This is a genomic window from Planomicrobium sp. CPCC 101110 (assembly GCF_007859395.1).
Taxonomy (GTDB): domain Bacteria; phylum Bacillota; class Bacilli; order Bacillales_A; family Planococcaceae; genus Planococcus.
The window spans coordinates 334136-360253 of sequence record NZ_VOHD01000003.1 but is presented as its reverse complement, the minus strand read 5'-3'; the positions used below and the strand labels follow the sequence as shown (position 1 = coordinate 360253).

Sequence of the window (26118 nt, the reverse complement as noted above, 5' to 3'; positions counted from 1 at the left end):
ATCCAGGTCTTACAACAAAGAAATTGCTTTTATGGCGTTGCCGGTGATTCACTTGGTTGTTCTGCCGGCTGCTCTGTTACAGGCGCAGCAGGGACAACCGGAATGGAATCTAATAGAGTCTGTGCTCCTGCAATGGCTCCGAGCGATGCGCTGATGGACGTTTTAGACTCGACTATGGCTGGCGAACTGCTTCCAAACTTCTTCGAAACTGCCTTCAATTGATTGGTCGAAGCATTCAACCGTTTGCTGAGCGAATCCAGCTGCTCTTGATAGCTCTCGAACTCTTCAACAGTTAAGCTTCCTTTTGTATTCAATTCAACGACGACTTTAGAAAGCTTGGAATTCACTGAGGTGACCCGCTTTTCCACAGGCGCCAATCGTTTGTCAAGATTTGTCGCCTTGATTTGGTGCGGGGCATGATTTATTTTCACTTCCGCATTTGCTTTAGCTTGTGCTGATGCATTCGGGCTAGCGGCTAATGCCCCGCCCTGTGCAGATAATGCAAGACCAATGGCTAACGCTGGAGCAGTAATTTTTAAAAGTGATTTTTTCAAAATTTCTTCCTCCTCTTGATGTTAAGATGTCTTACACTCCCTCTTTACCACAGCCATCTGTGATTAATCCTATTTTGTATTTATTTAACATTTCTATCAAGTAAATGTAATAATTAGTAAAGTATTTTTAATGTTTTTAAAAGAAAACCATCCCTTCATCTGCATTCAATGAAAACTAAAAAACACCCTGCTAATCGCAGGGTGTTCAATTTCTTTTATGCTTCTTGCGCTTCCGAACCTGAAAAGCTTTCTTTCCGGTCCATCCGGTAGCTGGCTAATGCCAAGCCAGAGGCAATCAACGCACATAAGCCGCCGACCCATGAAAGCTGGACAAGGCTTCCGTTGGCCACCACATATCCGCCAATTGTCGCTCCCAGCGCAATGCCGATATTGACGGCTACAGGCGTTAAGGATGAAGCAAAGTCTTTGGCTGCCGGGGAATAGGCCGAAGCCAGATCCATCAAATACAATTGGATGGTCGCATTCATGGCATAGATCATTACGGCCATCAACATGAGGCTTGCCAGCCCTGCAGCTCTGAAGTCCATTGTGAAATATAAGGAACCCAGAATAACAGCTTGGACGATAAAAACATAGCGAAGCTTGCTTACACCATTGCGGCTGGCGATTTTTCCCGCAAGGACATTGCTGAGGATGGAAAACGCCCCGTAAGCCAGCAAGATAACACTCACGTATCTTGTGGGAATTGCCAGTCCTTCTTCCAATATCGGTGTGATATAAGTATAAATCGTATAGGTACCGGCAATTGAAAATGTCGGGATAAAGAAAGCCAGAATCATGCGCGGATTGGCCAGCAAACTCAGCTGATCTTTTGCCGATCCTTTCTGCACCTTCAGCTTTCTCGGCAAGATAAAGATGCTCATGGCTAAACTAATGACCCCTAATAGCGCAGTGAACCAGAAAGTCAGCTGCCAGTTGCCAAGTTGCCCGATGAGCGTCCCTATAGGAACACCAATAACATTCGAAATTGTAAAACCGGCAAAAATCAGCGCGATGATCGGGCCTTTCTTGCTTGCCGGCATGATGTCGCTGGCAATACTCATCGACAGCGCCACCAATACGCCGCTGACTACCGCCGTAATGATCCTGGAAAAAATCAAAAGCTCATATGATCCGGATAAGGCACTGATCACATTTCCGATGATGAACAAAGAAATCAAAACCAGCATCAACGGATATTTGGGAAACCGGCTGACGAATGCCGTCAAAAAAGGAGTCCCGATAGCGTAAGCGATGGCAAAGCCGGATACCAGAGTGCCGGCTGCTGCAAGGCTGATATGCAAGTCTGAAGAAACTTCAGTTAAAAGGCCGACAATCACAAATTCACTGGTCCCCATTACAAAAGTTAAAAGTGTCAGTGTAAATGCCAATATTTTTTGTTTTGCGCTTAACGAATCTTTATCTGTAACTGTACTCATGAAAATTCCACTCCTGTTTTTTTATTCTTCTGCACCATATGAAAAACGCTCGAATCCCTTTATATAGATATATCTAAAAAAATCGATATAGGGAATGAAAAAAAAGACATGGCTCTGCCTTAAATTTCTTCTTTGATGAATTTTGCAATTTTCGCCAATGTCTCTTCATTTCGTCTGTAGTATGTCCATTGCCCATAACGCACAGCTTCCAGCAAACCTGCTTTTTGCATGAGCGACAAGTAATGGGAAACAGTTGATTGGGATAAGTTCACCTTTTCTTGAATATCCCCGACACAGACGCCGCCTTTGATGCTTACCTCCTTAGGCAAATGCGCTTGCTGGACTGGAAAATTCTTCTCCGGCTCTCTTAGCCATTTTAAAATATTTAGACGGGTTTCATTTGACAACGCTTTGAATATATCTAAAACATTTAAGTTATCCATGGCGCTTATCTTATATCGATTTACTTCGATATGTCAATGCATTTGATTTCAACATATTTTTATCTTTCAACGAACTCTTGGATTCGCTAAGTTCCCAATAGCTCCATCTCCAATATGTGATTGATGATTGCCTGCTCTTATCCATGCCGCGGGCCAATAAAAAAAGAGCTCAAAAAATGAGCCCTTTCCTTTTAACAGCAATTCGGTGCGCCGACCATCACAAGGCCCGGCTGCTCCCCTTGTGCGTCAAAATCCAATGTCAGGCTGCTGGCGGCTTCCTTCGCATCTGAAGAGATTGCCAGCCGGATTCCGTTGACGTCCGTTACTTCATCGGCGGCTTCCGGTGCATCCAGCGACAGGCCGATCTGCGGTCCGCAGCAGCCCGCCACTGCATAAATCCGCAGGCCCTCAGCTTTTTGCTCATCCAGAATGGATTGGATGTATTGTTTTGCTTCATCTGCAATCATCATAGATTCCATCTCTCCTTTTGAATCACCTGTCATTTTTGGTATTGCCGCCTGTTAAGCATCAGGGAAAATCCGCTGAAGGGATCTCTTCAATGCCGGTTTCACGCTGATTTTCTGGCGCACAGACGCCGCTTGGGCTTCCGCTTCTTCAATAGTATCCGCTTTGCCCAAAGCCAGGAGTGTTCCAATAGCTACAGTGCCGGTCCGGTTGCTTCCGCCAGCACAATGGAAATAGATTTTTTTCCCATCGTTATAGGCATCCACCACCTGGCCGATCGCTTTCTTGACGGAATCATCCTGCTGTTCATCGGAATCGTCCACTATCGGGCTATGGATCCGGAGATATCCGTACTCCCCTTCAGCTGCTTCTGCGCGCAGATCAACCACGACGTCAATCTGCTCCGCATCCGCCGCGGCCTTTGCATCTGCTGCCCCGCCAATGAAAATGCGGTCTTTTACCAGTTCCTGATAGTTTTTATCCATTTCGATTTCCACCTCTCCCGGCTTGCCCGCCTTTATACGATAAATTCTTTCAGCTGCTGATAGCCGATCTTTTCCTCCTGCAGCCATGGAACCACGGCACATTTAGAAGCCAGCTCGCTGTCCACTTTTTCGATCCATTTTTTCTCGGAACTTGCACGCCCTTTTAAAATGGGATCTGTGGTATCCGCTGCATATAGGCTTTGATTGATGACCCACCATTTCGGTTCTATTTGTGCCCGCTTCAGATCCTCTTGAAGCCTGGCCGCCTCCAACACGGGTGTCGCTTCAGCCAAGGTGACAATCACGACGCCTGTTTCTTCCGGATTGCGCAGGCGCGGCAGGAGTTTCTTGACGCTTTCCGGCACGTCGCCGGCCGAACGGCTCATCTCTTTGTGATAGGCTTCCGTCGAATCCAGCAAAAGGAGCGTATGGCCTGTAGGAGCCGTATCAATCACGATAATTTCGTCTTCCGACTTCTCCACTACGGCTGCAAATGCCTGGAACAGCGCGATTTCTTCCGTACAAGGCGATTCCAGATCTTCCTGCAGATAAGCCAGTTCTTCTTCTGCCAGCCCCATTCCTGCCTGTTGGAGAACCGCCTGTTTGTAGCGTTCAACTTCGGTTTGGGGATTGATGCTGCTGATGGACAAGTTGTTCCGCGTTTCACTGCCTGCGAACGTATATCCCAGGTGAGCTGCCGGGTCTGTAGTGGTCAGATGGACGGGATGCCCGTTTTCAGCCAGGCCGACCGCGATGGCTGAAGCGATCGAGGTTTTGCCGACGCCGCCTTTGCCCATTGTGAAGATGACGCGCAAGTTTTTCTCCGAGATGTCATCGATGATCTGGTTCAAACCCGGCAGATTCAACTCTGCCTTCTTTGCCTCTTTGTCATCAAAAACGGAATCCGGGCAAGCGCTGAACAAAGAGCGCAAATTCTTTATCCCGGTCAAAGAATATGAAACGAATGGAAGCGCAAACGTCAAAACCCGCTCCAAGGCATCCGGCGCTGCCTGTAAAGCCAGGCGCTGGCGATTATGGAATGCTGTGGACACTCCATCTTCAGGCTGGTGCGTTTGAAGCAGCCCGTTGATGATGAGCAATTGGTTTTGGATGCCGATTTCTTTCAGTTCCGCAGCAGCCCGATTTGCTTCAAGCAAGGATGAATTGTCTGGACGCGCAACCAACAGCAATGTGGTTTTGTTCTCGTTGGAAAGGGACTCGACCGCTTTGGCATACAACTCTTTTTTGCCTTCCAATCCAGCCAGCGGCCCCAGGCAGGAAGCTCCATGTGTGCTTTCTTCCAGGAAACCGCTCCAGGCAGCCGGCAGCCGCAGCAACCGCAGCGTATGCCCGGTAGGAGCCGTATCGAATAAGACATGATCATATTGCTCCAAAATTGCTTCGTCCGCCAACAGATGCGAGAACTCATCGAACGCAGCAATTTCCACCGTACAGGCACCCGATAACTGTTCTTCCATTGTAGCCAGGACAGCATCCGGCAGCTTGCCGCGATAAGGGCCCACCACATTTTCCTTGTAGGCGCGCGCGGATTCTTCCGGATCGATATTGCACGCAAACAGATTGGGAACGTTTGGAATCGCCAATGGCTGATTGGTGAGCGGCACTTCCAGCACATCCTGAAGATTGGATGCCGGATCGGTGCTGACGAGCAGCACTTTCTTTCCTTGGTCGGCAAGCGCGACAGCTGTGGCGCAAGCTGTGGATGTTTTGCCGACACCGCCTTTTCCGGTGAAAAACAGGAAAGGCGTCAGCTGCATCTTTTCCGGATTGAATAGCGGATACATGCGATTCCCCCCGTCAGCTGCCAAAGTTGACAGAAACCCGAACCCGCGGTTTTTCCTGCAAATCGGCAGGCGTGGTTCCGAACCATTCTGCCAGTTCTTCATTTGTCGGATACTCCGCCACTTTAACGATTTCGTTATCGACCAGGACCAAAGGAAGTGCTTCCGGCCCCTTTTCTCCCAGCATTTGATTGACGGCTTGATTGTCCACAAACGCACCCGGATCATTGGACAGGTTATAGCGGGCGATTTCGAAGCCTTTCTTCTCAAGGGAATAGACCGCTGAAGCGATGCGGGTAAGGTTTGGATCCACTACAGGCCCGCAGACGCCAGTGGAACAGCACATTGCCGGATCAAAAATTTCAACTTTTTTCATGATGGGTTCTCCTCCATTACGATATTAGAATATACTAATGTTCTTTTTATGGAAAAAGCCGGGATACAAGATCACGGCTCTTTTTTCACTTGCCTGTTTCAGCAAATTCGCGGATGCGTTTGCCGATATCATCGCGGACGGTTTGGAAGACTGCCCATTTCTCTTCGTCCGTTCCCTCCGCTTTCGCTGGATCCACAAAGCCCCAGTGGTCGCGTTTTACATGAGGCGGTGTCGTCGGGCATTTGTCCGCTGCATCGCCGCATAGCGTAACGACAAAATCGGCATTGTTCAGAATGTCCAAGTCGATGATGTCCGAAGTTTGGCTGGAAATGTCGATGTTCACTTCGTTCATCGCTTTGACCGCTTTCGGGTTCAGCCCGTGCGCTTCAATGCCGGCACTCAGCACTTGCCACTCATCGCCAAGAATTTCTTTCCCCCAGCCTTCAGCCATCTGGCTGCGGCATGAATTGCCTGTGCATAGGAAATACAATGTTTTTTTCGTCATGATGTAAAACTCCTTTTCGATTGAAATAATTTTTTGAGGGATCAATAACATAAACCAATCCGTTGAAGGCTGCCATTCAACACGTGCCAACCGAAGGAAGAGCCTCCCTCCATTATTGGCAGCTGATCCGCAGTCCTTGTTTTTCCAATGCTTGGATCCGCTCATCTTGGCTTGGAACAAATTCCAGGATGTGCAGGACCATTTCATACATATCGCTGTCTTTGTTCAATGAATAAAAAATCCATTGTCCTTTGCGGTTCTCCTTTACCAGCCCCACATCACGGAGTTTCCGGAGATGCTGGCTGATGGCTGATTGGCTGATATGAAAAATTCCAACAAACTCGCAGACGCAGCATTCGTTCTTTTCCAAAAGCTTCATCATCGCAAGCCTTGTCTTGTCCCCCAAAAGCTTGAGCACCATGCTCGCTTTTTCGATTTCAAGTTCTTTCGCTCTTACTTCCATCTGTTCTTCACCTCTCACGCCATACCGGCGGAATCCATTTACTGGAACCGTTTCATGCTTGCTTTTTTAAAACCAATAATAGCATATCAGCATATGCTTATATGTTCAAGGCCACCCCTCAATATCAGAAAGGCAGAGCCCATCCTGCTTGCAGCTCAATGGGCTGTCTTTCAACCGTATCATGGGATGCAAAGTCCGCACCTGCAGAAAATGGCCCACTAAAAAACGGCATAAAAAAGCAGGCATCCATAAGATGTCTGCTTTTCGGTATTATTGAAGGTAATTCATAGGATTGACCGCGTTCGAACGCGCTCCGTTCCAAGACCCGACATGGATTTCAAAGTGAAGGTGAGGCCCGGTGGAACGTCCTGTGCTGCCGACAAGCCCGACGGTTTGGCCTTGCGAAACCGCTTGGCCAACCGAAACTTTGATGGCGCTCATATGTGCATATACAGTTGCGTAGGACTGGCCGTTAATGAAATGAGTCATGATCACGACATTGCCGTATCCGCCCATTGCGCCAGCGAAAGACACATAACCAGAGGCAGACGCCCAAATAGGCGTTCCGGTAACGTTGGCGATATCTTGCCCTAAGTGGTTTTCGGCTCCGGCTCCGATATCCCGTCCGCCGTAGCCTGATGAATATCGGCCGGCTGCCGGCTGGATGAACATGCCGCCGGAAGCGGGCGCCCTATTGCTGGAGCTTACACTCGAAACTGCTTGGAACTTGCGTGCTGCCGCCTTTTTAGCTGCCAGTTCCCGTTGGTGGGCTTTTTCCGCTTTGCGTGCGATTTCAGCAAGGCGTGCCTGTTCGTCAGCGATCTGCTTTTCAAGCTTCGCACTGATTTTGATCGTTTCGTGGTGTTCATCTTCCAAATGCGCCTTTTCTTCAGCCAAACGTTTTTGTTCTGCTTCCAGCTCTTTCACCAGGTCAGCCTGTTCTTTCTTCTGGCCATCCAAAGAAGCTTTAAGTCCCATCAGTTCTGCATGGCGCGCTTCCTGCTCTGCAAGTTTTGTTTCCACTTGCGCTTTTTGCTCTGCCAGCAGCTTTTTGTCTTCCGCTTGTTCACGCATGATCTCGCGGTCCGCCTCAATCAGTGTATTGACGGCAGAGAAACGGTCGATAAAATCGACGAAATTGTTTGCACCAAGAAGCACATCAATATAGTCTACAGAACCGCCGCTCAACTGAATCGCACGGGCGCGCTCTTTCAAAAGTTCTTCGCGCTCTGCAATTTTCCGCTCAAGCTCATCGATCGATTTTCTCAGCTCATCGATTTCCGCTTTTGTCTGGTCGATTTGGGCCTGGACTTCATCTATTTTGGCTTCTGTTTCGTTGATCTTATTGTTCAGTTCCTCAATCTTCGCCGCCAATTTTTCTAATTTCGTGGCGTTTTTATTGATTTCCTTCGTTTTCTCGGTAATTCCGGAGTTCAGCTGGCTTTGCTGCTGTTGGGCTTCCCGCTGTTTTTGCTCCAAATCGCTTAATCTGTCCGCATTTACTGTTGGTGCTAAAAATGACAAAGCTAACACAGAAGATAATCCTGCTACCATCCATTTCGGTTTCAATTGCTTTTTCCCCTTCCAAACTTGCTCTCTGTCTCTATGACGCTATTATTTTAATAAACTTAAACGATTTATATTATTTCTGAAAATTTACGACTCCCCTATTATAACAGCTTTAAATCCAAATATTATTACAATAATATTTCATTTTTATTCTTTTCAAAAAATATTATTATTTTTATAAAGGGATGCAGGACGTTTTGAACACGGAATAAACCGATAAAAAAATTAGGCTGTCCGACTCCCTGAAAGAATCAGGGAATCGGGCAGCCTAAAGAATATGTTTTATATGCAATTCAAATCAGGTCTGTTCTTTCCAGCTCAGGAGCAACTTAGCTGTTCGCTAAATTTTTTGCAGGTTTCTTAATAGCAAATGCTTTTTTGATGTTCACTTTTTCCCCTTCTTTTAGACGTTTCTTATATTCAGCTGTTGCTGTGAAAAGAACGTCTGTTGAAGAGTTAAGCGCTGTTTCAAATGAATCCTGCAAAACACCGATGATAAATCCAACGCCAACCACTTGCATAGCCACATCAGCAGGGATGCCGAACAGGCTGCACGCTAAAGGAATCAGCAGCAGTGAACCGCCGGCGACACCAGAGGCGCCACATGCACATACAGCTGCCAATACACTAAGGATGATGGCTGTCGGGATGTCCACTTGGATGCCAAGTGTATGCACCGCGGCAAGCGTCAGAACAGAAATCGTAACCGCCGCACCAGCCATATTGACTGTTGCGCCTAACGGAATGGATACAGAATAAGTGTCTTTGTCCAACCCTAATTTTTCGCATAGCGTCATATTCACAGGAATGTTTGCAGCAGAGCTGCGGGTGAAGAATGCTGTAATACCGCTTTCCTTAATGCACTTGAAGACAAGCGGATATGGATTTTGGCGGATGTTCGCAAAGACGATGAGCGGGTTGACCACAAAAGCCACAAAAAGCATGCACCCGATCAAAAGAGCAAGCAACTTTCCATAGCCGAGCAGGGATGAAAGGCCGTTTGTAGTGATCGACTCGATCACTAGGCCCATGATGCCTAATGGCGCGAATTTAATGACCCAGCCAACCATTTTGGAAACAGCATCCGAGAAATTGGATACGAGCGTCTTTGTCGTATCTGCGGCATTTCTTAATGCCAATCCAAGGACGATAGCCCACGCTAGAATACCGATATAGTTGCCGTTGACAAGAGCATTTACAGGATTATCGACAATGTTCAATACCAATGTTTTTATAACCTCAACCGCATTGCCAGGAGCCGCCAAATCTTCAGCCCCTTGGGTAAGGATGATGTTCACAGGGAAAATGAAACTAACAACTACAGCTACGAGTCCAGCTAAAAACGTTCCTACTAAATATAGGAAGACGATCGATTTCATGTTTGTCCGCTGGCCGCTTTTATGCTGGGCGATGGACGCCATAACCAGGAACAGCACCAATACAGGAGCGATCGCTTTAAGAGCGCCTACAAATAAAGAACCTAGAATAGTCAAAGATTTTGCCGCTTCCGGAACCGACACAGCCAAAATAATCCCAAGAACCAAACCAATAGATATTTGCTTTACTAAACTTATCCGATTCCACATTTTCAATAGTTTCATAGCTTTTGCTTTTCCCCCTATTACTTTCTTATAATATTGCAACACAGCCGAGCTCCCGCTACCTGTCCCTTACAGCAAATGACCTCCTATTAACATCGGGAATTTCAACATATCCCTATTCTATACAAAGGGTGGACTAGATTAAACAAAATTTTTTCATTTCAGAAGTATTCAGACATTTACCAGCCATTTCGCTTAATATCGCTCCTACAATTTGGATTTTAGAGCAGATTTTTCAAGGAAATCGAACCCTCTCATGGTTTTGCCCCTAAAAAAAACCCTTCCGTTTGGTAGCCAGTTATTATTGCATATGCGTATATTTAATAAACATCTTTTTTGTTTTGCCCACAGTTTTCATTCGGGGACGGACACAGAAATTACATGATCGTCTCTTCTTTTCTTTAGTTATGGAAAGCAATTTGCAAAAGTTCACTTGCCCATACAAAAAAAGAGAAGAAACTTCATAAGAAGTCTCTTCCCATCCGATTATTCATGGCCAGCTGACTGCTTCTGCAAATTTCCGGCTGCATCAAGGGTAATAGAATTTATTTGTTTAATACGTACTTATTGATTGCATAAGCTACGCCATTGTCACCATTCGAATGGGTAACGATATCACAGATCTCTTTCACTTGAGGCTCTGCATTTCCCATTGCAACAGAAAGCCCTGCCATTTCAAACATCGGAATATCGTTGAAATTGTCGCCAATGGCCATAGTGTCTTTTAAAGGAATGCCATAGTGTTCAGCTACTCTCTTTAAAGCATTGCCTTTGTTGCCGTTCTTGTCCATCACTTCGATGTTCAAAGGATGCGAGGAAGTGAAACCGACCGTGTCGATCCCTTCCAGATAAGCAGTTAACGTTGTTTTGATGCTGTTGTTCAGCGTCAGCACGAAGAACTTTTGAATGGCCAACTCTTTCTCATCCAACAATTCACTATAGTGGCCAAAAAAGTTAACGAGACTGGATTTTTGCGGCTGTTCCGTAATCCGCTTATATATTTCACCCGGCAGGCCTTCCACTTGGATCTGCTCTTCTTCCATCGCAAGCTTCACGCGTTCTGACCAGCTAGTAGGTATGTAAATCCCATCATCCGTGTAAATCCGATATGGGGCTCTCTCCTCATCCAACTTTTCCGCAATCTTAATAATATCTTCTTTGTTCATCGATACTTTTTTCAACAACTGCCCTTGGAGCTGCACAACCGATCCATTGCTTCCTGCCAACGGGATCGAAAAATCATATTTCGTAAGAATTTGTTGGATATCTTCCGGGGCACGACCGGAGCAGATCATCACGATATTCCCTTGGTTCTGCGCTTCCCGCATGGCCTCAAGGCTTTCTTTCGTAATTTCCATTTCCGGAGACAGCAAAGTGCCGTCCAAATCGATCGCAATTAGTTTCATCCTTTTACACCTCTTCCACTAAATCTTATGTAGTCCTATCTTTCAGTATAATCCATTATGGTGTTCCTGTGTTTTGTAAGGCTTTTAAGTTTCTTTTAAGCCAGAAGTTTATTGAAGCCGTATTGGCACCTGCGCTCCAGCCAGGCGCTTTCCGCGGGCTCGCGCCGAAATCCACTCGGGCAGCCCGAGTGAATTTCGGCCCTTCGCTTTCCCGCTGGAGTCGCCCGGCTTCCGCTCCGGTGCCTGAAGCAAGAAGGCACGACCAGGCGTCTTGCGCCTGCTTTGTCTACAACCTCAAAGTGCCTTACTCGAGTGAGCAAGGCACTTTTTCATCATTTTACTTCATTTAAACTTTTCTGCTGCAATTCTGCGCCATTAGTGGCAATCACGTTTTGGTACCAGCCAAACGACTTTTTCTTTCTTCTTTCCAGCGTGCCGTTGCCGTAATCATCTTGATCGACATAGATGAATCCGTAGCGTTTCGACATTTCCGATGTGCTGGCTGAAATCAAATCGATGCAGCCCCAGCTCGTATAACCCATTAGATCAACGCCGTCCTCGATCGCTTCTCCCATTTGTTCGATATGCGAACGAAGATAATCAATGCGGTAATCATCGTTGATCGATCCGTCTTCTTCCACAACATCATATGCCCCTAAGCCGTTTTCCACAATGAACAATGGCACTTGATAGCGGTCATACAATTTCTTTAAGGTGATGCGCAAGCCTTTCGGGTCAATCTGCCAGCCCCAATCCGAAGCTTCCAAATAAGGGTTTTTGATGCCCAGAGAAAAGTTTCCTTTCTCTTTTGCTTTATCCGGATTCCCGCTCGCCACCATTGTCATGTAATAGCTGAATGATAGGAAATCGACCGTGTGCTGAAGCAAAATTTCCTCATCGCCTGGAAGCATTTGAAGCTGGATGTTGTTTTCTTTGAAATATCGGTTCATGAAGCTTGGATAATAGCCGCGTACTTGGACATCTGTGAAGAATAAGTTTTTCTGGTCTTCATCAAGAGCTGCCAGTACATCGTCCGGGCTGCATGTTTCCGGATAGACTTCCATGCGGGCCAGCATACAGCCGATTTGTGAACCCGGAATGATTTCGTGGCATGCTTTCACCGCTCTCGCACTTGCCACAAACTGATGATGCAGCGCCTGGTATACCGCTTGTTCCTTGTTTTCGACGTCGTCAATCAAAATGCCGCTGCCGATATAAGGAGAAAACATAGAGATATTAATTTCATTGAAAGTCAGCCAGTATTTCACTTTATCTTTATAGCGATTGAATACTGTTTCCGCATAATGGACGAAAAAGTCGACCAGGCGGCGGTCGGTCCAGCCGTTGTATTTTTGGACCAAATGAAGCGGCATTTCATAATGCGACAAGGTCACGAGCGGTTCGATGCCGTATTTCTGCAGCTCATCGAATACTTTATCGTAGAAAGCCAGCCCTTCTTCATTCGGCGTCTGCTCATCACCGTTCGGGAAAATACGCGGCCATGAAATCGACAAACGGAACGTTTTAAAGCCCATTTCCGCAAAAAGGGCGATATCCTCTTTGTAGCGATGATAAAAATCGATTCCGCGGCGTTTCGGAAAATTCGTTTTTCCTTCCTCTGCCAACAGTTCGTTCAATTCCGCTTCGCTTTTTACATCCATTTCAATATCAGTACCGCGCTCCTCTTTCGGAACAAAAGAAACCATATCGAAAATCGACAGCCCTTTACCTCCAACATCAAATGCGCCTTCTAATTGGTTCGCAGCTGTTGCGCCGCCCCATAAAAACCCTTTTGGAAATTTAGTAGATGTCATGATCTGAACTCCTTTTCCTATTATGTATAGAAGAAAAACGGAATTCCGTTTTTCTTCCTGTGTACGAATATGGTATTAAACTTCCAATGAAATGAGCGGCTCGCCCCACTTGACTTGTTTGTCTGTTGTAGGCTGCACGTCAGCATATTTTTCAGTGTCTGTTACGACAACAGGTGTTGTCACTTCAAATCCGGCTTGTTTGATCGCCTCGATATCAAATTCGATCAGCAGCTGGCCTTTTTCAACTTTGGCCCCTTGTGCAACGTGAGCAGTGAAATGCTTGCCGTTAAGCTGGACCGTGTTCATGCCGATGTGGACCAAAATTTCCGCACCGCTGTCAGCAGTGATGCCGATTGCGTGTTTTGTTGAAAACAATGCAGTTACAGTACCGGAAACCGGCGCGAACAATTTGCCTTCTGTCGGCTCGATCGCCACCCCTTTGCCAAGGGCGCCTGATGAAAATGCAGCATCCTCTAATTCAGAAAGCGGTACTACAATTCCCTGCATCGGGCTTGCCACGATTTGATTTCCTACAAGCAATGCTTCATCTTTTTGAACAGTCACTTTTTCTGTTGAAGAATCAGCTGCCGTTGTCACTTTGCTCATGCCGAACAGGTATGTCAGCACAAAACCGATAACAAAGGCAACCGCAATTGCGATTAAAACTGCCCAGAAAGCGAAATTCAATCCTTCAGTCGGGCTAATGTACGTCGGAATTCCAAAGATTCCAAGGCCACCGACCATGAATAAACTTGATTTTGCAAATCCAAGAATAGCACCGCCGACAGCACCGCCAATACAGCTCATGATGAATGGCTTTTTCAATGGAAGCGTAATTCCATAAATTGCCGGCTCTGTAACTCCGAAAATCCCTGAGATAAATGCTGGAATGCTAAGTGTTTTCAATTTCTGATCTTTAATCTTCATCCATACTGCAAGGACGGCACCAATTTGTGCAAATGAAGCCGCAAACATCATCCCTAGTACAGGATCTGATCCATAAACCGTCAAGTTATTGATGGCAATCGGTATAAGGCCCCAGTGCAGACCGAAGATAACGAACACCTGCCACAGTCCTCCGATAAACAAGCCGGCAATGATCGGGCTTAAGTTGAAGATGAACATGGTTCCTTGGCCAAGCAGCTGGCCAGCCCAAGTAGCGATTGGCCCGATCAGCAGGAATGTAACCGGAACTACTACAAGCAATGTAGCAAATGGAACAACAAACGTTTTTACAACGTCAGGGATAATTTTTCCGAAACCTTTTTCTACTCTGGCCGCAAAAAACGCAGCAAGAATAATTGGAATAACAGATGAGGCATAACTCATCAAGATAACAGGAATACCTAAGAATGTAATGAAAACAGGTGATTCAAAAATCGTGCCGCTAAACAAGGTGTAAAGCGGTTCGCCTGCTGTTACACCGGATAGTGCCGGATAAACAAGTGCCGCCCCAATGGCCATCCCGATAAAAGGACTTCCGCCGAATTTTTTGATTGCTGTATAGCCAAGAAAAATAGGGAAGAAGTAAAACAGTGAATCACCGATTGCGTTTAAGATCTGGTATGTACCCGACGTTGTATCAAGCCATCCAAGCGCTATAAACAATGCGTTTAATCCTTTGATCATCCCGGTTGCAGCGAGTACTCCCAGAATTGGTGTGAAAATGCTGGAAATGATGTCGATAAATCGGTTGAACAGATTTGTATCGCCTGACTCTTCTTCAACAGCAGTGTTTGATGAAAAGCCGCCTACTTCCACGACTGCTTTATATACATCCGGCACCTGATTGCCGATAACCACTTGGTACTGCCCAGCGCTTTTCATAACTGTCACGACATCGTCCATATCTTTTAATATTTCTGTGTTCGCCTTGCTTTCATCTTTCAGTTTGAAGCGGAGACGTGTAATGCAGTGCACTACACTGTTGATGTTCTCACGGCCCCCAACATTCTCAATAATCTCTTTTGCTAACTTCTCATACTTCATCTTTTCCACCCCCGTATTATTCGACCAACCTCTTTTGGGAAATAAAAAAACCTAAATCATACAACGACAGAGAAAAAGCTCTGTACGTTCTATGATTTAGGTTTTGCCTGCTTCACCAGTAACAATCCTAAAAGGGATCGGTATGTAGTTGATAGGTTCAATATATCAGCACCAAAATAAGATGTCAACGCTTACATTGCAAAAATTTTAATTTTTCGTAAAAGATTCTTATGTCTCTCTTGGTTTACTGAAGCCTTTAGCCTTATTGCGCTTCTTCGTCTTCACCAAAATGCACCTTATAGGCTGAGGGATCCAAAACCTTGATTTTAATGAACGGACCCTTCCCCAGCATTGGTTTTGTGGCTTCTGTTTTTCGGCGCCAAAGTTCTTTTACTGCCCCCTATTTTCATAAAGTTGCTTACAATAGGCTTCGCTGGCCCTTTAGAATGATAACCATGCAGATGTTTGCTGCAGCAGCTTCGGGGAAAATATTCAAAAGCGCGGAAACCGGCGGCTCCGCCGATTTTTTGCGTTGGAAAATAAAGCTTTTCAGTCTATGAATTCTGTAAATTCGTTGCCTAATCAAAAAAGCGGTGTTACAGTTAATACAATCAAACATTTCAGGATTGTTACTGGTAGTGCAGGCAAAACCTAAATCGCGTAAACTATGGGACCCGTGTGTCCCCTTACGTGATTTAGGTTTTTTTATTGCCTGCGCCAAACACATCCCCAAAATGTAATATGGAGGTTTTTTCAAATGACGAAAACATATCAATTCCCCGAAAATTTCTTATGGGGCGGTGCTACAGCTGCCAATCAATTAGAAGGGGCCCATCTTGAAGGCGGCAAAGGAATGAACCTTGCAGACGTGATGCCTGGCGGGAAAATCCGCTTCAAGCTGATCACTCAGCCAGGATTCGACTTTGAAATCGATAAGGAAAAGTATACATACCCAAACCACGATGCCATCGATTTTTACCACCGTTACGCTGAAGACATCGCATTGTTCGCGGAGATGGGCTTTAAAACATTCCGTCTGTCAATCGCTTGGTCACGCATCTTCCCGAACGGCGACGAGCTGGAGCCGAACGAAGAAGGCCTTGCATTTTATGACCGGGTGTTCGATGAATGCTTGAAGCATGGCATGGAACCGCTTGTAACGATTTCCCACTATGAAATGCCTTTATATTTGATCAAAGAGTACGACGGCTGGAGAAGCCGTGAAGTCATCTCTTTCTTCGAGCGCTATGCAACAACTTTATTCAACCGCTATAAAAACAAAGTGAAATATTGGCTGACGTTCAACGAGATCAATGGTGCGACGCATATGCCGATTTTCGGCCTCGGCTTCTCTCCTGCTACTGAAGACGTCCGTTTACAGGAAAGCTTCCAAGGCTTGCACCACCAATTTGTGGCGAGCAGCTTGGCAGTCAAAGCTTGCCATGAAATCATTCCCGGCGCCCAAATCGGCTGTATGCTGATCTATGCTCCTGTGTACGCGTATGACAGCAATCCGGCAAACGTATTGCATGCGATGAAGGAAGAGCAAATCTTCAACTATATTTGCGGAGATGTGCAGGTGCGCGGCGAATACCCTGCATTCACGAAACGCTATTTCAAGGAAAACGGCATTGAACTTGAAATGCAAGAAGGCGATTTGGAAACCATCAAACAACATCCGGTTGATTTCATCTCCTTCAGCTACTATATGTCGCGTACGGAAAAGAAAGACAAAACACTAGAAGATATAGCAGAAGGAAACATCATGTCAGGCGTGAAAAATCCATTCTTAAGTGCAAGTGACTGGGGCTGGGAGATCGACCCTACCGGTTTGCAGATCGCGTTGAACCAATTGTATGACCGCTACCGCGTGCCTTTGTTCATTGTGGAAAACGGCCTTGGTGCGTACGACAAAGTTGAAGAAGACGGAAGCATCAATGACGACTACCGCATCAAGTATCTTCGTGACCACATTGAAGCGATGGGCGAAGCGATCGAGGATGGCGTGGACCTGATGGGGTATACTCCTTGGGGCTGCATCGACCTGGTAAGTGCTTCCACTGGTGAAATGTCCAAGCGCTACGGCTTCATTTATGTAGACAAGCATGATGATGGAAGCGGTACACTTGAACGCAAAAAGAAGAAATCTTTCGACTGGTACAAAAACGTCATCGCTACAAACGGTGCAGAACTTTAATAGACAAAAAGCATTGGTCCGCTTAAAGCCGACCAATGCTTTTTTATTTGAAGCTTTCCCGATCAAAATCAGATCAGTTCGTATTTTTTGAAGCTATTGAAAATGCCGTCCTCGTCGTGTGTATCCGTAATATCATCGGCCGCATTCTTTACCGCTTCTTTTGCATTGCCCATCGCAATGCCGTATTGGACAAATTGCAGCATTTCTATATCGTTTATCCCGTCTCCGTAGGCATACGTATTTTCCTTCGCAATATCCAAGTGCTGAATCAGCTTTTCAATAGCAGTTGCCTTATGGATGCCAAGAACTGATAATTCGCCGCTGTTTTCACCGAATGCCGGCACCGTGCTTGGGATGACCATGAATTTCGATTCGAACTCCTGCTTTATGGCCTCAAACGGCAGATCGGACCCTAAAAAAGAAATCTTATTGACATCTTCCCTGATCAAATCCTGCCCTTCTATCAATACATCATGAAAAGGCTGCAGCCCTTTTTCAATTTCTTCTTTGGCTTCAGGATTTTCAACCATCATTTTTTCTATAATGGCGCGTATATGCTTTTTGCAATTTCCGCTGGCAAACAATCCTCCATTTGACTCCAGATAAAAATCGACTCCATGTTTGTCAAAGAATTCCACGAGATGCCGGACGTCCTCTTTCTTCACTCTTTCATGAAGCAACACTTCATCTTCCATCTCGATATAGCCTCCGGCAGCGCCAATAATGCCGTCAAAACCCACTTCCAGTATTTCCGGGAATAGTTCAGGTTTGGACCGTCCCGTACAAATAAAGACAAGATGGCCATTTTTTCTGGCGTTTCGGATGCCCCGTCTGGCTGATTCGGGAATCACGCCATTTTCATTAACCAACGTTCCATCAATATCGACAAAAATAATTTTCCGCATCATTGCACCTGCTTTTTTGTTTTTTGGGTCAGGAAAAGCAAATTCCTTTCATCACGTTTCAGGAGACGCCGAGCCATCAGCCGGATGGTCAAATTCCGAGTTCAGCCAATGTACGTCATTCCCTTCAAAAGGATAAGGGCTCCACTCTCTACTATACATGTATTCGATATCGGTTTGTTTACGAAGGAATCCACCAGCCAGCGTTATCCGAGGACAACTTTAGCAAACTTTCTTTTGCCCACTTGGACTATCGTATTGTTCTCAAGCGTTATGGCCTCTGCGGGATCAAGTATTTTCACACTGTTCACTTGTATCCCGCCGTTTTCAACCATACGGCGTGCTTCGCTTTTTGAGTTCATCAGCTTCAAGCCGACCAACAGGGCAGTGATCACCACCTGGTGATCGCCCCGCCATTCCACTCCATCGATCTGGTCCGGCAATTGTTTTTTCTGGAAGACATTTTTAAAATGTTCTTCCGCTTTTGCAGCAGCTTCTTCGTTATGGTACATTCGGACAATTGTTTTGGCCAATAGCATTTTTGCATCTCTTGGATGCAGTTCGCCTGATTCAAGGCCAGCTTTTACAATGTCCAGCTGTTCAGGAGTGCAGTCTGTAACCAACTCGAAGTATTTTTTCATCAATCCATCCGGGATAGACATCGCTTTCCCATACATTTCTTCCGGCTTTTCATCAATTCCGATGTAGTTCTTCTTCGATTTGGACATCTTCTCCACACCGTCCAGGCCTTCCAGTAAAGGCATCAGCAAAGCGACTTGCTTTTCCTTCCCGAATTTTTCCTGGAAATGCCGTCCCATCAGGATATTGAAGTGCTGATCGGTTCCGCCAAGTTCAATATCACATTCCAGCACAACGGAATCATACCCTTGCATCACAGGGTAGAAAAACTCATGGAGAGAAATCGGCTTTCCAAGAGCCGTCCTTTCTTCAAAATCATCCCGTTCCATCAATCTGGCGACGGTTATTTTCCCGGCCAGCTGAATGACGTCTTCAAAGTTCAGCTTGGAAAGCCATTCCGAATTGGAGTGAAGTTCGATTTTTTCCATATCCATCACTTTTCCAAACTGCTCGAAGTAGGTTTTGGCATTGTGCTGCACTTCTTCGTCAGTCAATGGCTTCCTGGCAACCGACTTTCCTGTGGGATCCCCGATTTTCCCAGTAAAATCGCCGATCAGCAACTGGATGATGTGGCCGTTCTCCTGGAATTGCCTCATTTTCTTCAGAACGACGGTGTGCCCAAGATGAACGTCTGGAGCTGAAGGGTCCAGCCCTAACTTTATTTTCAGCGGCCGATTTTCCAGCACCGATTTTGCGACTTTCTTTTCCAGGTCTTCGAAAGGAATAATATCCTGCACCCCTTGTGCATAAATGGCCATTTGCCTCTTTACTTCATTTGCTTGGTCTTCAGTCAGCTGTTTCTTCAATTCCATCATCTTCACTCCTCTAAAAGAATATAAAAAGACCACATCCCCAATAAAAAGGGACGTGGTCTTGCACGCGGTACCACCCTTGTTGAAGACTTCCGCCTTCCACTCAACGAATAACGGCTCGTCCGCCTTTGCTTACGATTGTCCGCAAAGAAAGCTCCGGAAATGTAATTCGTGTCATCTTTGTGCCGATTCGCACCAACCATCGGCTCTCTGATACAGGGAGATAATCACTACTGGGTTTTCCATCAACGCTTTTTTATATGTGTTCGCTTGTTCAAAAGTTGTTTTCTTTTATAAGGGCTCTTAACAAGCCGGAAACTTTCTTCTGTTCAGCCACCGAAAGACTGGAAGCGATTTCCACTTCCCTTTTATGGAATTTTGGATAGAGGTCTTCCATAACGCCTCTCCCCTTATCCGTGATTGCCACATAAGCCATTCTTCGGTCCCTGTTATCGGTTAGCCGATAACAAAGCTCTTTGCGTTCCAAAGTTTTCGTAATGTTGCTTATTGTAGGCTTCGATACCCCTGCGGACTCGGCAAGTTTCCTGGTTTCGATCGAATTCCCAATCCACAAATCGTAAAGAATGGAAAATGAGGTCCAAGATAAACCGTACTCTGCCAGCACTTCCTGTTCCATTTTGTTCCTTAGCCCCTGCGCCATTCTATAGATATTGGTTACAACAGCAATTGCATCCAAGTTCAGCGATTCCATCGGAAGCTTCATCAGGAGATTGATTGTTTCCTCCTCTTCAGGAAGCAAATTCCCATCCTTGGCAAACGAATGTATAGTGATTACCTCCTAAGTTTTTAGAATCGTTAGCTATGAAACGATAGTATCAAAAAAAAGAAGCGGACGCAATCCCTTAGGTTTATTTTTCTCTGCCTTCTTGCTTTGCATCCAGCTGCCATTTTTCGACTAAAATCGCCTCGGCGGTTATTATAATTAATATGCAGGCCAAATTTCCGCCAGTAATGAAAGTAAAATTGAAAAATTCACAAAATTTTTGAACGAATTAGAAGAAACTACTATCTTACTCTGGCATTATCAACTAAACTTTAATGAAATGGAAAATAATAACTTATAAACAGAGAATCATCAATCCTTGAAAACATACAGCACCTTAACAACACAAAACGGAAAATAACGCATTCGGTCCAATGGAAACGGTTGCCTTTATTTACCGAAGGGAGAACGCTATCTATGAAGAACTTTTCTGCAAGCACCGCGCAGGATATTTTGGTTTCCACCGCTCTTTTTGATTTGATCAAAGACCCGGTTTTTTTGATGGAGGAAGATCGTGATTCTTTTCGCTATGTTTATGTGAACCCATCAGGCTTAGCCATTCTGCCTGTCCAGGAGGTTCTTGGCAGCCGGCTCGAAGAGGTCATGCTGCCGGAACAAAGCCGTATATTGACTCACTATTACCGGAAAGTGCAGACCGTGCAAGAACCTGTTGAATTTATTGAAAGAATAGAAACCGAACAGGGTGAATTTATCGGTGAAACCATGCTCAACCCGATATTGGGAGAAACTGGGCAGTGCCAGTATATATTAGCCATCGTAAGGGATGTCACAGAAAAAGAGCGCAAAAAAACGGACCTTCAAAAGAGGCAGAGAGAAATAGAAATAGAACGGACAAGACTGAATTCCCTGGTGGAAAACAACGCATATGCAGTGTTTGAGTTTGACCAGGAGAAAAATTTCATCAGCATCAATAAGAAGGTCATTGAAGCCACTGGTTTCAGCGAAGAGGAACTGCTCGGCCAATCCATTGTCTCCTTAGTGGTCGACAGCTGCCTGGAGGACACCTTTGCGCAATTTGAAAAAGCATTGCAAGGCAATGCCGTGGAATTTGAAACAACCATCCACACTAAAGACCAGCAGATGGCCACATTCCACATCAACACAATTCCTATTATTGTTGAGGAAAAAGTGATCGGGATCTACGCTATTGCCAAGGAAGTTACCGAGCAGAAGAAAACGGAGCGCCTCTTGCGGGAAAGCCAGCAGCGGTACAAGTCACTGTTTGATAACCATCCACACGGAATATTCACTTTTGACCGGAATGGCAATGTGGAAAGCATCAATGCAGGAGCCGAAAATATTACAGGTTATTCCGGGAAGGAATTGCTGGCCATATCGTTCCTGTCGATCATCATGCCCGAAGAAACAGAAAAAGTGCGCAGCCACTTCCATAAAGCGATCAATGAAAAACAGCCTGAACGCTACGAATTGACCTTCCGCCATAAAAACGGCCGGCTGATCGATCTTCTGGCGATCAATATTCCCATCATCGTAGATGAACAAGTGGTCGGCATCCATGGCATCGTCACTGATATCACGGAAGTGAACCGTGCCCAAAAGGCTTTGACCGAGACGAAGGAAGAGCTTGAAGTGTTCTGGAATAATTCCACCGACCCTATCTTCTACATTGATACTACCGGTGATATCCTGAAAGTAAATCCTGCTTTCGAAGAAACGTTTGAATTTTCGGAAGAAGAAATGACAACCGGGAAAGGCACCATAATACCGCAGCATATGAAGTCCGATCAATATCAGATTGTTGAAAGAATCCTTAACGGCGAAACGGTAAATTCCCATGACACTATCCGCATCACCAAGACGGGGAGACCGCTGAATATTATCTCTTCTTATTCACCCGTGCAAAATGCGGACAAAGAAATCGTCGGAGCAACCATCGTATACAAAAATGTGACGGAGCTTAAAAAAGCTGAAATGGAACTGCAAAAAAGCCAGGAGAAATATAAAATCATTACGGAAAGCACATTTGACATCATTACACTGATCAACCTTTCCGGCTTGATAGAGTATGTCTCCCCCGCCTATGAAAGAATTTTAGGCCACTCCGGCCAAGCCTGCATCGGAAGCCCGTTTACCACGAAGGTGCATCCCGAAGATGCATTCGACTTGATAGAAAGCGTAACATCCCTTATCTACGGAGGAAAACCGGCCACTATAGAAATCCGCTTTCTGCATCAAGATGGCCATTATATCTGGATGGAAGTCTCCCCCACTCCCGTCTTGGTTGACGGGGAAGTGAAACAGCTGTTTACAATTGCCAGAGATATTACAGAGCGCAGAAGGCTTCAGGATAAAATCGCGAAAATGGCTTTTTACGACCATTTATCAGGCATCCCGAACCGGCGGACTTTTGACGACAAGCTGCAAAAGGCCATCCATCAAGCAGACCGTTCCGGCAAAAAAGTGGCAATCCTGCTGCTCGACGGGCGCAAGTTCAAGCAGATCAACGACCAGTTCGGCCACGATGCCGGAGACGCTGTGATCAAAGAAATGGCTCTGCGGCTTCAGGAATGTGTCCGGCCCATCGATACGGCGGCACGTTTGGGCGGCGATGAAATGGGAGTTATCCTGCCGGAAATCGATTCTTTGGAAATAGCCGAAAGCACCGCAAAACGGATCCTGAAATCGTATGAAACGCCCTTATCCTATAACGGATTTGATATCCAAATAGGCGCAGGAATCGGCATTTCCCTTTATCCCGACCACTCCGCCAATGAAAAACAGCTGATAAAATACGCCGATATGGCGCTATACGAAGCGAAAAAATCCGACCAGGACGCGTACAGAATCTACAAGTAGAGCGGCTGCCATCGCCCTCCCCTTTTCAGATTCCGTTTCTTCGGCACATTGAAATATGCCATTCCTTGAAAAAAAGCTGAACCAGTTTCTAAAGTTCAGCTTTTTTCCATGGATTTTATTTGATGACCCGGATTGGTATATGAAGCGAAAGCAATTAAAACGCATGTCAGCAGCAAGGGGTATGACTGGTTTGCGACCGTGATTGGGAAACAGGAATATAAATCAGAAAAGACATTCATACAGTGATGAAATCACTTTTTATGAATGTCTTTTCCATTCAGTGAACCGCTATGAACCAGCCTCTTCAGGTAAATGAATAATGCTTCTGTTTCGCTTTTTTAAAGCCAGACTTATACCAGCAAAAACTGCAAGTGCTCCAACAAGCCACCCGACGTTTTGAGCAAGGGCGCTGACTATGGTGTCCACGGGAGTACTTACAGCAAAGGCGCGGTCCAGAATCCAGCCGATAGAGGCGGCGATTGCGAATAATGCCCCGGCTAGTCTTACGAACGCATAACCCTTAGTGCCGCTGAGTATAAGCAGCCATGGCATGATCAATAAAATCACGATCAGCTGCATCAGTTCAATTCCGATGTTAAAGCCTAATACACTCCATATGATCCGCATCGGTGTCACACCCAATTCAGTCACTAAGGCCGCAAACGCCAATCCATGCACCAAACCGAAGCCTCCCGCCACAAACACTTCGCGGCCCGTAAAAATCGGGCGGATTGCATGAACCGCCGAGACCAAAATAGAGACAGCTATGAGAACTTCAATCGGTTGACTTGGAACAGCCAGCCAGCCAGTGGCTCCAGCGATCAAGGTGATGGAATGGCCAATCGTGAACGCCAGCGTAATTTTCAGAAGCTGCTTTACACTGGATTTAACGCCAGCCGACTGTCCCCATCCTTTCCCTCTCACTGCTAATGGTGCAGGCAAAAGCAGTGCAAGCAGGAACAGTAAATGATCCACGCCTTCCGCGATATGGGCCATGCCCGACTGAACAATGCTGATGAAGCCTGTCCATGTATTGCCCGCCGATTGGTCGATTTGCACTGTCGTATTGCCTTCAATGACACTCGCGACAATTTCAGGGCTGCTGGTGTAAATGGCATTGTTCCAGTCGCTTCTGACCGCAACCGTTACGGTATGTGTGACAAGCTCCCGGACGACCGCATCGTAATTTAATGTGAAGGAATCCACAGCTGCTCCTGCCGGCGGGGTGAGTATAAGCTGAACAGCCAAGTCAATCGGGTCCGTTTCTTTATCCGGATACAAAAGGGACATTTCATCAACCGTCACTGTCCATTGTTCTGCTTCAGCCGTTTCTGCACTGATATGGCTTGTGATATAGGAGACAAGCTCATCCTGATAGGTCACGATGGCCTGCTCGGGGTCATCGTACAAACTCTTTTCCATCGCGATTTCCAATCGATCCAATGGGATGACCAGCTCCGCTTCCACTCTATCTTCCAAAAAATCCAAATACACAACTGAAGAAGGCATGGAATGAGCGGAAGTTGATGAAGGTGCTATGAGCAGCACCGCCATCAACAAACTCATGGCTATAAACGTGATCTGTTTGATCATTGCGAACTAAACTCCCCGCCATAATCGGCTAGTTTATCTCTCCAGATTGTATGGAAATGCACTTCATCTCTGATGATGATTCCGCCTTGAACTGCAAACTCGATCCATACTCTCGGTCCATCAATTCTTACATAGGAGCCCTGGTCTTCTGAGCTTGTAGAGCCGGACCAAGCGATATATGTTTCGGCCCATGCATCTTCAGCATAATAAGCCTCCAAAATCGCTTCCTGGTCTTCTTCATTCACATCTGAAACCCAGGCTTCGATGGCTTCTTTCACCAATTCCTGCTGCTCTGAACTTAATGAAGAGACCAGTATCCCTTCACTTTCCGCCGGGAAATTCCCGTCATTTCCCGGACCCACAAGAACATCATCAAATTTATCCGTGATTTCCGCCTCAGCCACTTGCTCCTCGCTCAATGAATCGAGCATCGTATAAATAGCGCTTTTATGCACAGCCATCGGCTCAACCGTTTCCCCGTCAGCCGTCTCAAATGTTTGGGGTTCTGTCCCCACAAAGAAAGGTGTGGCACCCGTTTGTTCGGCATTGAATGTGAAGTTATTGGCATAGTGATGGCCGCCTACCTGAAGAATCCAAGTGGAAGAATCCGACACTTCCCCTAATAAGGAAACATAATATATGTCGGCATCATAGCCGCTATCCGATTCTCCCAATTCTTCTTCCGCTTCCAAGTTCATGACCAGCTGCTGGTACCCTTCTTCACCTAAAGCAACATAAAATAAAGCTTTCGCCGCTTTTAGGCTTTCCTCCGAAAGACTGCCAAGCAGAATCCCGTTTCGCTGCACCATATTTACCGGGAAGTTTGACCATACCGCCGCATTTTCAGCAGTCAGGTCATATTGAATCGCTTCTGCCTGTTCATCGGATAATGTCGCTAAAAACGCTTGTGCTAGTTCAGTCGCTTGGCCGTCCACGGAAGCACCATCAGCTGAAACAGAAACTTCTTCATCCAACGTGGCAGCCACATCTGTCACAATACTTTCAGTATCCACGGTGGCGGAGCCCATGCCTCCACCTTGTCCGCTTGGCGGACCGCCCTCCGGCATTTCAGCATCACTCTCTGTGCTTTGTGTTTCTGCGCTTTCTGCTTGTTCGCTTGTGGTTCCGCTTTCTTCTTCACTCCCACAGCCTGTTAATACCGTTGCAATCGATGTCGCCAAAACAAATCCTAAAAGCATATTTTTCTTCATTTATTCTTCCTCCAATAAAGTGTTTTTTATAAGCCTTTTCATTCGAAGAGCCAAGCTATGATGGCTGTCATCCCGCTTCCTCTTCGCCTCACACAAGGCAACTATAAGGGGCAAAGCTTAAAATAAGCTTAAAAATTTCTTCACTAAACCTCTCCTTTGAATTCAAGACAATACATAACTTTCCCCAATTCAATTGTTGGTTAAAGAATGTTGCAGGAGCCAAAAAGGAAG

Annotated in this window: 21 protein-coding genes and 1 other annotated feature; of the genes, 2 read left to right on the top strand and 19 right to left on the bottom strand. The window is 46.0% G+C overall.

All coding sequences use genetic code 11. The features are described 5' to 3' along the window. Window positions 1–29: 29 nt before the first annotated feature. From FQV30_RS01935 to FQV30_RS01870, 14 genes are all read right to left on the bottom strand, one after another. Window positions 30–554, bottom strand: a complete 525-nt coding sequence (locus FQV30_RS01935; RefSeq protein WP_146498461.1) for a hypothetical protein — start codon at window positions 552–554, stop codon at window positions 30–32. Window positions 555–769: 215 nt separating this feature from the next. Continuing rightward, complete coding sequence (locus tag FQV30_RS01930; RefSeq protein ID WP_146498460.1) at window positions 770–1993, bottom strand: MFS transporter; 1224 nt, start codon at window positions 1991–1993, stop codon at window positions 770–772. A 119-nt stretch (window positions 1994–2112) separates the two neighbouring features. Next, window positions 2113–2436, bottom strand: coding sequence for an ArsR/SmtB family transcription factor (locus FQV30_RS01925; RefSeq protein ID WP_146498459.1), 324 nt, complete (start codon window positions 2434–2436; stop codon window positions 2113–2115). Window positions 2437–2627: 191 nt separating this feature from the next. Continuing rightward, the gene (locus FQV30_RS01920) at window positions 2628–2906 is read right to left on the bottom strand and encodes an adhesin (RefSeq protein WP_146498458.1); all 279 of its coding nucleotides are present in this window, start codon (window positions 2904–2906) and stop codon (window positions 2628–2630) included. Between the two features lie 51 nt (window positions 2907–2957). Then, window positions 2958–3386 (bottom strand): protein-tyrosine phosphatase family protein, encoded by a 429-nt coding sequence (locus FQV30_RS01915; RefSeq protein ID WP_146498457.1) that lies wholly within the window; start codon window positions 3384–3386, stop codon window positions 2958–2960. Window positions 3387–3418: 32 nt separating this feature from the next. Beyond that, window positions 3419–5191, bottom strand: coding sequence for an arsenical pump-driving ATPase (arsA, locus tag FQV30_RS01910; protein ID WP_146499538.1), 1773 nt, complete (start codon window positions 5189–5191; stop codon window positions 3419–3421). Window positions 5192–5204: 13 nt separating this feature from the next. After that, window positions 5205–5564, bottom strand: coding sequence for an arsenite efflux transporter metallochaperone ArsD (arsD, locus tag FQV30_RS01905; protein WP_146498456.1), 360 nt, complete (start codon window positions 5562–5564; stop codon window positions 5205–5207). Between the two features lie 85 nt (window positions 5565–5649). Then, on the bottom strand, window positions 5650–6069 hold the full coding sequence (gene arsC, locus FQV30_RS01900; protein ID WP_146498455.1) for an arsenate reductase (thioredoxin): 420 nt from the start codon (window positions 6067–6069) through the stop codon (window positions 5650–5652). A 112-nt stretch (window positions 6070–6181) separates the two neighbouring features. Next, complete coding sequence (locus FQV30_RS01895; RefSeq protein ID WP_146498454.1) at window positions 6182–6532, bottom strand: ArsR/SmtB family transcription factor; 351 nt, start codon at window positions 6530–6532, stop codon at window positions 6182–6184. Window positions 6533–6802: 270 nt separating this feature from the next. Continuing rightward, complete coding sequence (locus FQV30_RS01890; RefSeq protein WP_146498453.1) at window positions 6803–8101, bottom strand: murein hydrolase activator EnvC family protein; 1299 nt, start codon at window positions 8099–8101, stop codon at window positions 6803–6805. 329 nt (window positions 8102–8430) lie between these two features. Further along, the gene (sstT, locus tag FQV30_RS01885) at window positions 8431–9702 is read right to left on the bottom strand and encodes a serine/threonine transporter SstT (RefSeq protein ID WP_146498452.1); all 1272 of its coding nucleotides are present in this window, start codon (window positions 9700–9702) and stop codon (window positions 8431–8433) included. A 545-nt stretch (window positions 9703–10247) separates the two neighbouring features. After that, window positions 10248–11108 carry a Cof-type HAD-IIB family hydrolase gene (locus FQV30_RS01880; RefSeq protein WP_146498451.1) on the bottom strand — a complete coding sequence of 287 codons (861 nt, stop codon included), beginning with the start codon at window positions 11106–11108 and terminating at the stop codon, window positions 10248–10250. Window positions 11109–11440: 332 nt separating this feature from the next. Next, the gene (locus FQV30_RS01875; RefSeq protein WP_146498450.1) at window positions 11441–12922 is read right to left on the bottom strand and encodes a glycoside hydrolase family 1 protein; all 1482 of its coding nucleotides are present in this window, start codon (window positions 12920–12922) and stop codon (window positions 11441–11443) included. A gap of 75 nt (window positions 12923–12997) precedes the next feature. Continuing rightward, the gene (locus FQV30_RS01870; RefSeq protein WP_146498449.1) at window positions 12998–14911 is read right to left on the bottom strand and encodes a beta-glucoside-specific PTS transporter subunit IIABC; all 1914 of its coding nucleotides are present in this window, start codon (window positions 14909–14911) and stop codon (window positions 12998–13000) included. A gap of 757 nt (window positions 14912–15668) precedes the next feature. On the opposite strand from FQV30_RS01870, the gene FQV30_RS01860 reads away from it, so the two are divergent. Then, window positions 15669–17108 (top strand): glycoside hydrolase family 1 protein, encoded by a 1440-nt coding sequence (locus FQV30_RS01860; RefSeq protein ID WP_146498447.1) that lies wholly within the window; start codon window positions 15669–15671, stop codon window positions 17106–17108. Window positions 17109–17176: 68 nt separating this feature from the next. Here the strand turns inward: FQV30_RS01860 and FQV30_RS01855 are convergent, their stop codons facing one another. The 3 genes from FQV30_RS01855 to FQV30_RS01845 all read right to left on the bottom strand — a co-directional run bounded on the left by FQV30_RS01855 (window position 17177) and on the right by FQV30_RS01845 (window position 20185). Then, window positions 17177–18013: an HAD family hydrolase gene (locus tag FQV30_RS01855; RefSeq protein ID WP_370512348.1), complete on the bottom strand. Its 837-nt coding sequence runs from the start codon at window positions 18011–18013 to the stop codon at window positions 17177–17179. Between the two features lie 203 nt (window positions 18014–18216). Next, window positions 18217–19464 carry a tyrosine--tRNA ligase gene (tyrS, locus tag FQV30_RS01850; RefSeq protein ID WP_146498445.1) on the bottom strand — a complete coding sequence of 416 codons (1248 nt, stop codon included), beginning with the start codon at window positions 19462–19464 and terminating at the stop codon, window positions 18217–18219. Between the two features lie 43 nt (window positions 19465–19507). Next, window positions 19508–19719, bottom strand: a binding site (T-box leader). A 16-nt stretch (window positions 19720–19735) separates the two neighbouring features. Beyond that, window positions 19736–20185 (bottom strand): MarR family transcriptional regulator, encoded by a 450-nt coding sequence (locus FQV30_RS01845; RefSeq protein ID WP_146498444.1) that lies wholly within the window; start codon window positions 20183–20185, stop codon window positions 19736–19738. Window positions 20186–20662: 477 nt separating this feature from the next. Here FQV30_RS01845 and FQV30_RS01840 point away from each other — a divergent pair, with 477 nt between their 5' ends. Next, entirely contained in the window at window positions 20663–23083 is a 2421-nt protein-coding gene (locus FQV30_RS01840) for a PAS domain S-box protein (RefSeq protein WP_146498443.1), read from the top strand. 288 nt (window positions 23084–23371) lie between these two features. Here the strand turns inward: FQV30_RS01840 and FQV30_RS01835 are convergent, their stop codons facing one another. After that, the gene (locus FQV30_RS01835; protein ID WP_146498442.1) at window positions 23372–24676 is read right to left on the bottom strand and encodes a HupE/UreJ family protein; all 1305 of its coding nucleotides are present in this window, start codon (window positions 24674–24676) and stop codon (window positions 23372–23374) included. Next, the gene (locus FQV30_RS01830; protein ID WP_146498441.1) at window positions 24673–25887 is read right to left on the bottom strand and encodes a DUF3500 domain-containing protein; all 1215 of its coding nucleotides are present in this window, start codon (window positions 25885–25887) and stop codon (window positions 24673–24675) included. Before FQV30_RS01830 ends, FQV30_RS01835 begins: the two co-directional genes overlap by 4 nt. Window positions 25888–26118 lie beyond the last annotated feature (231 nt).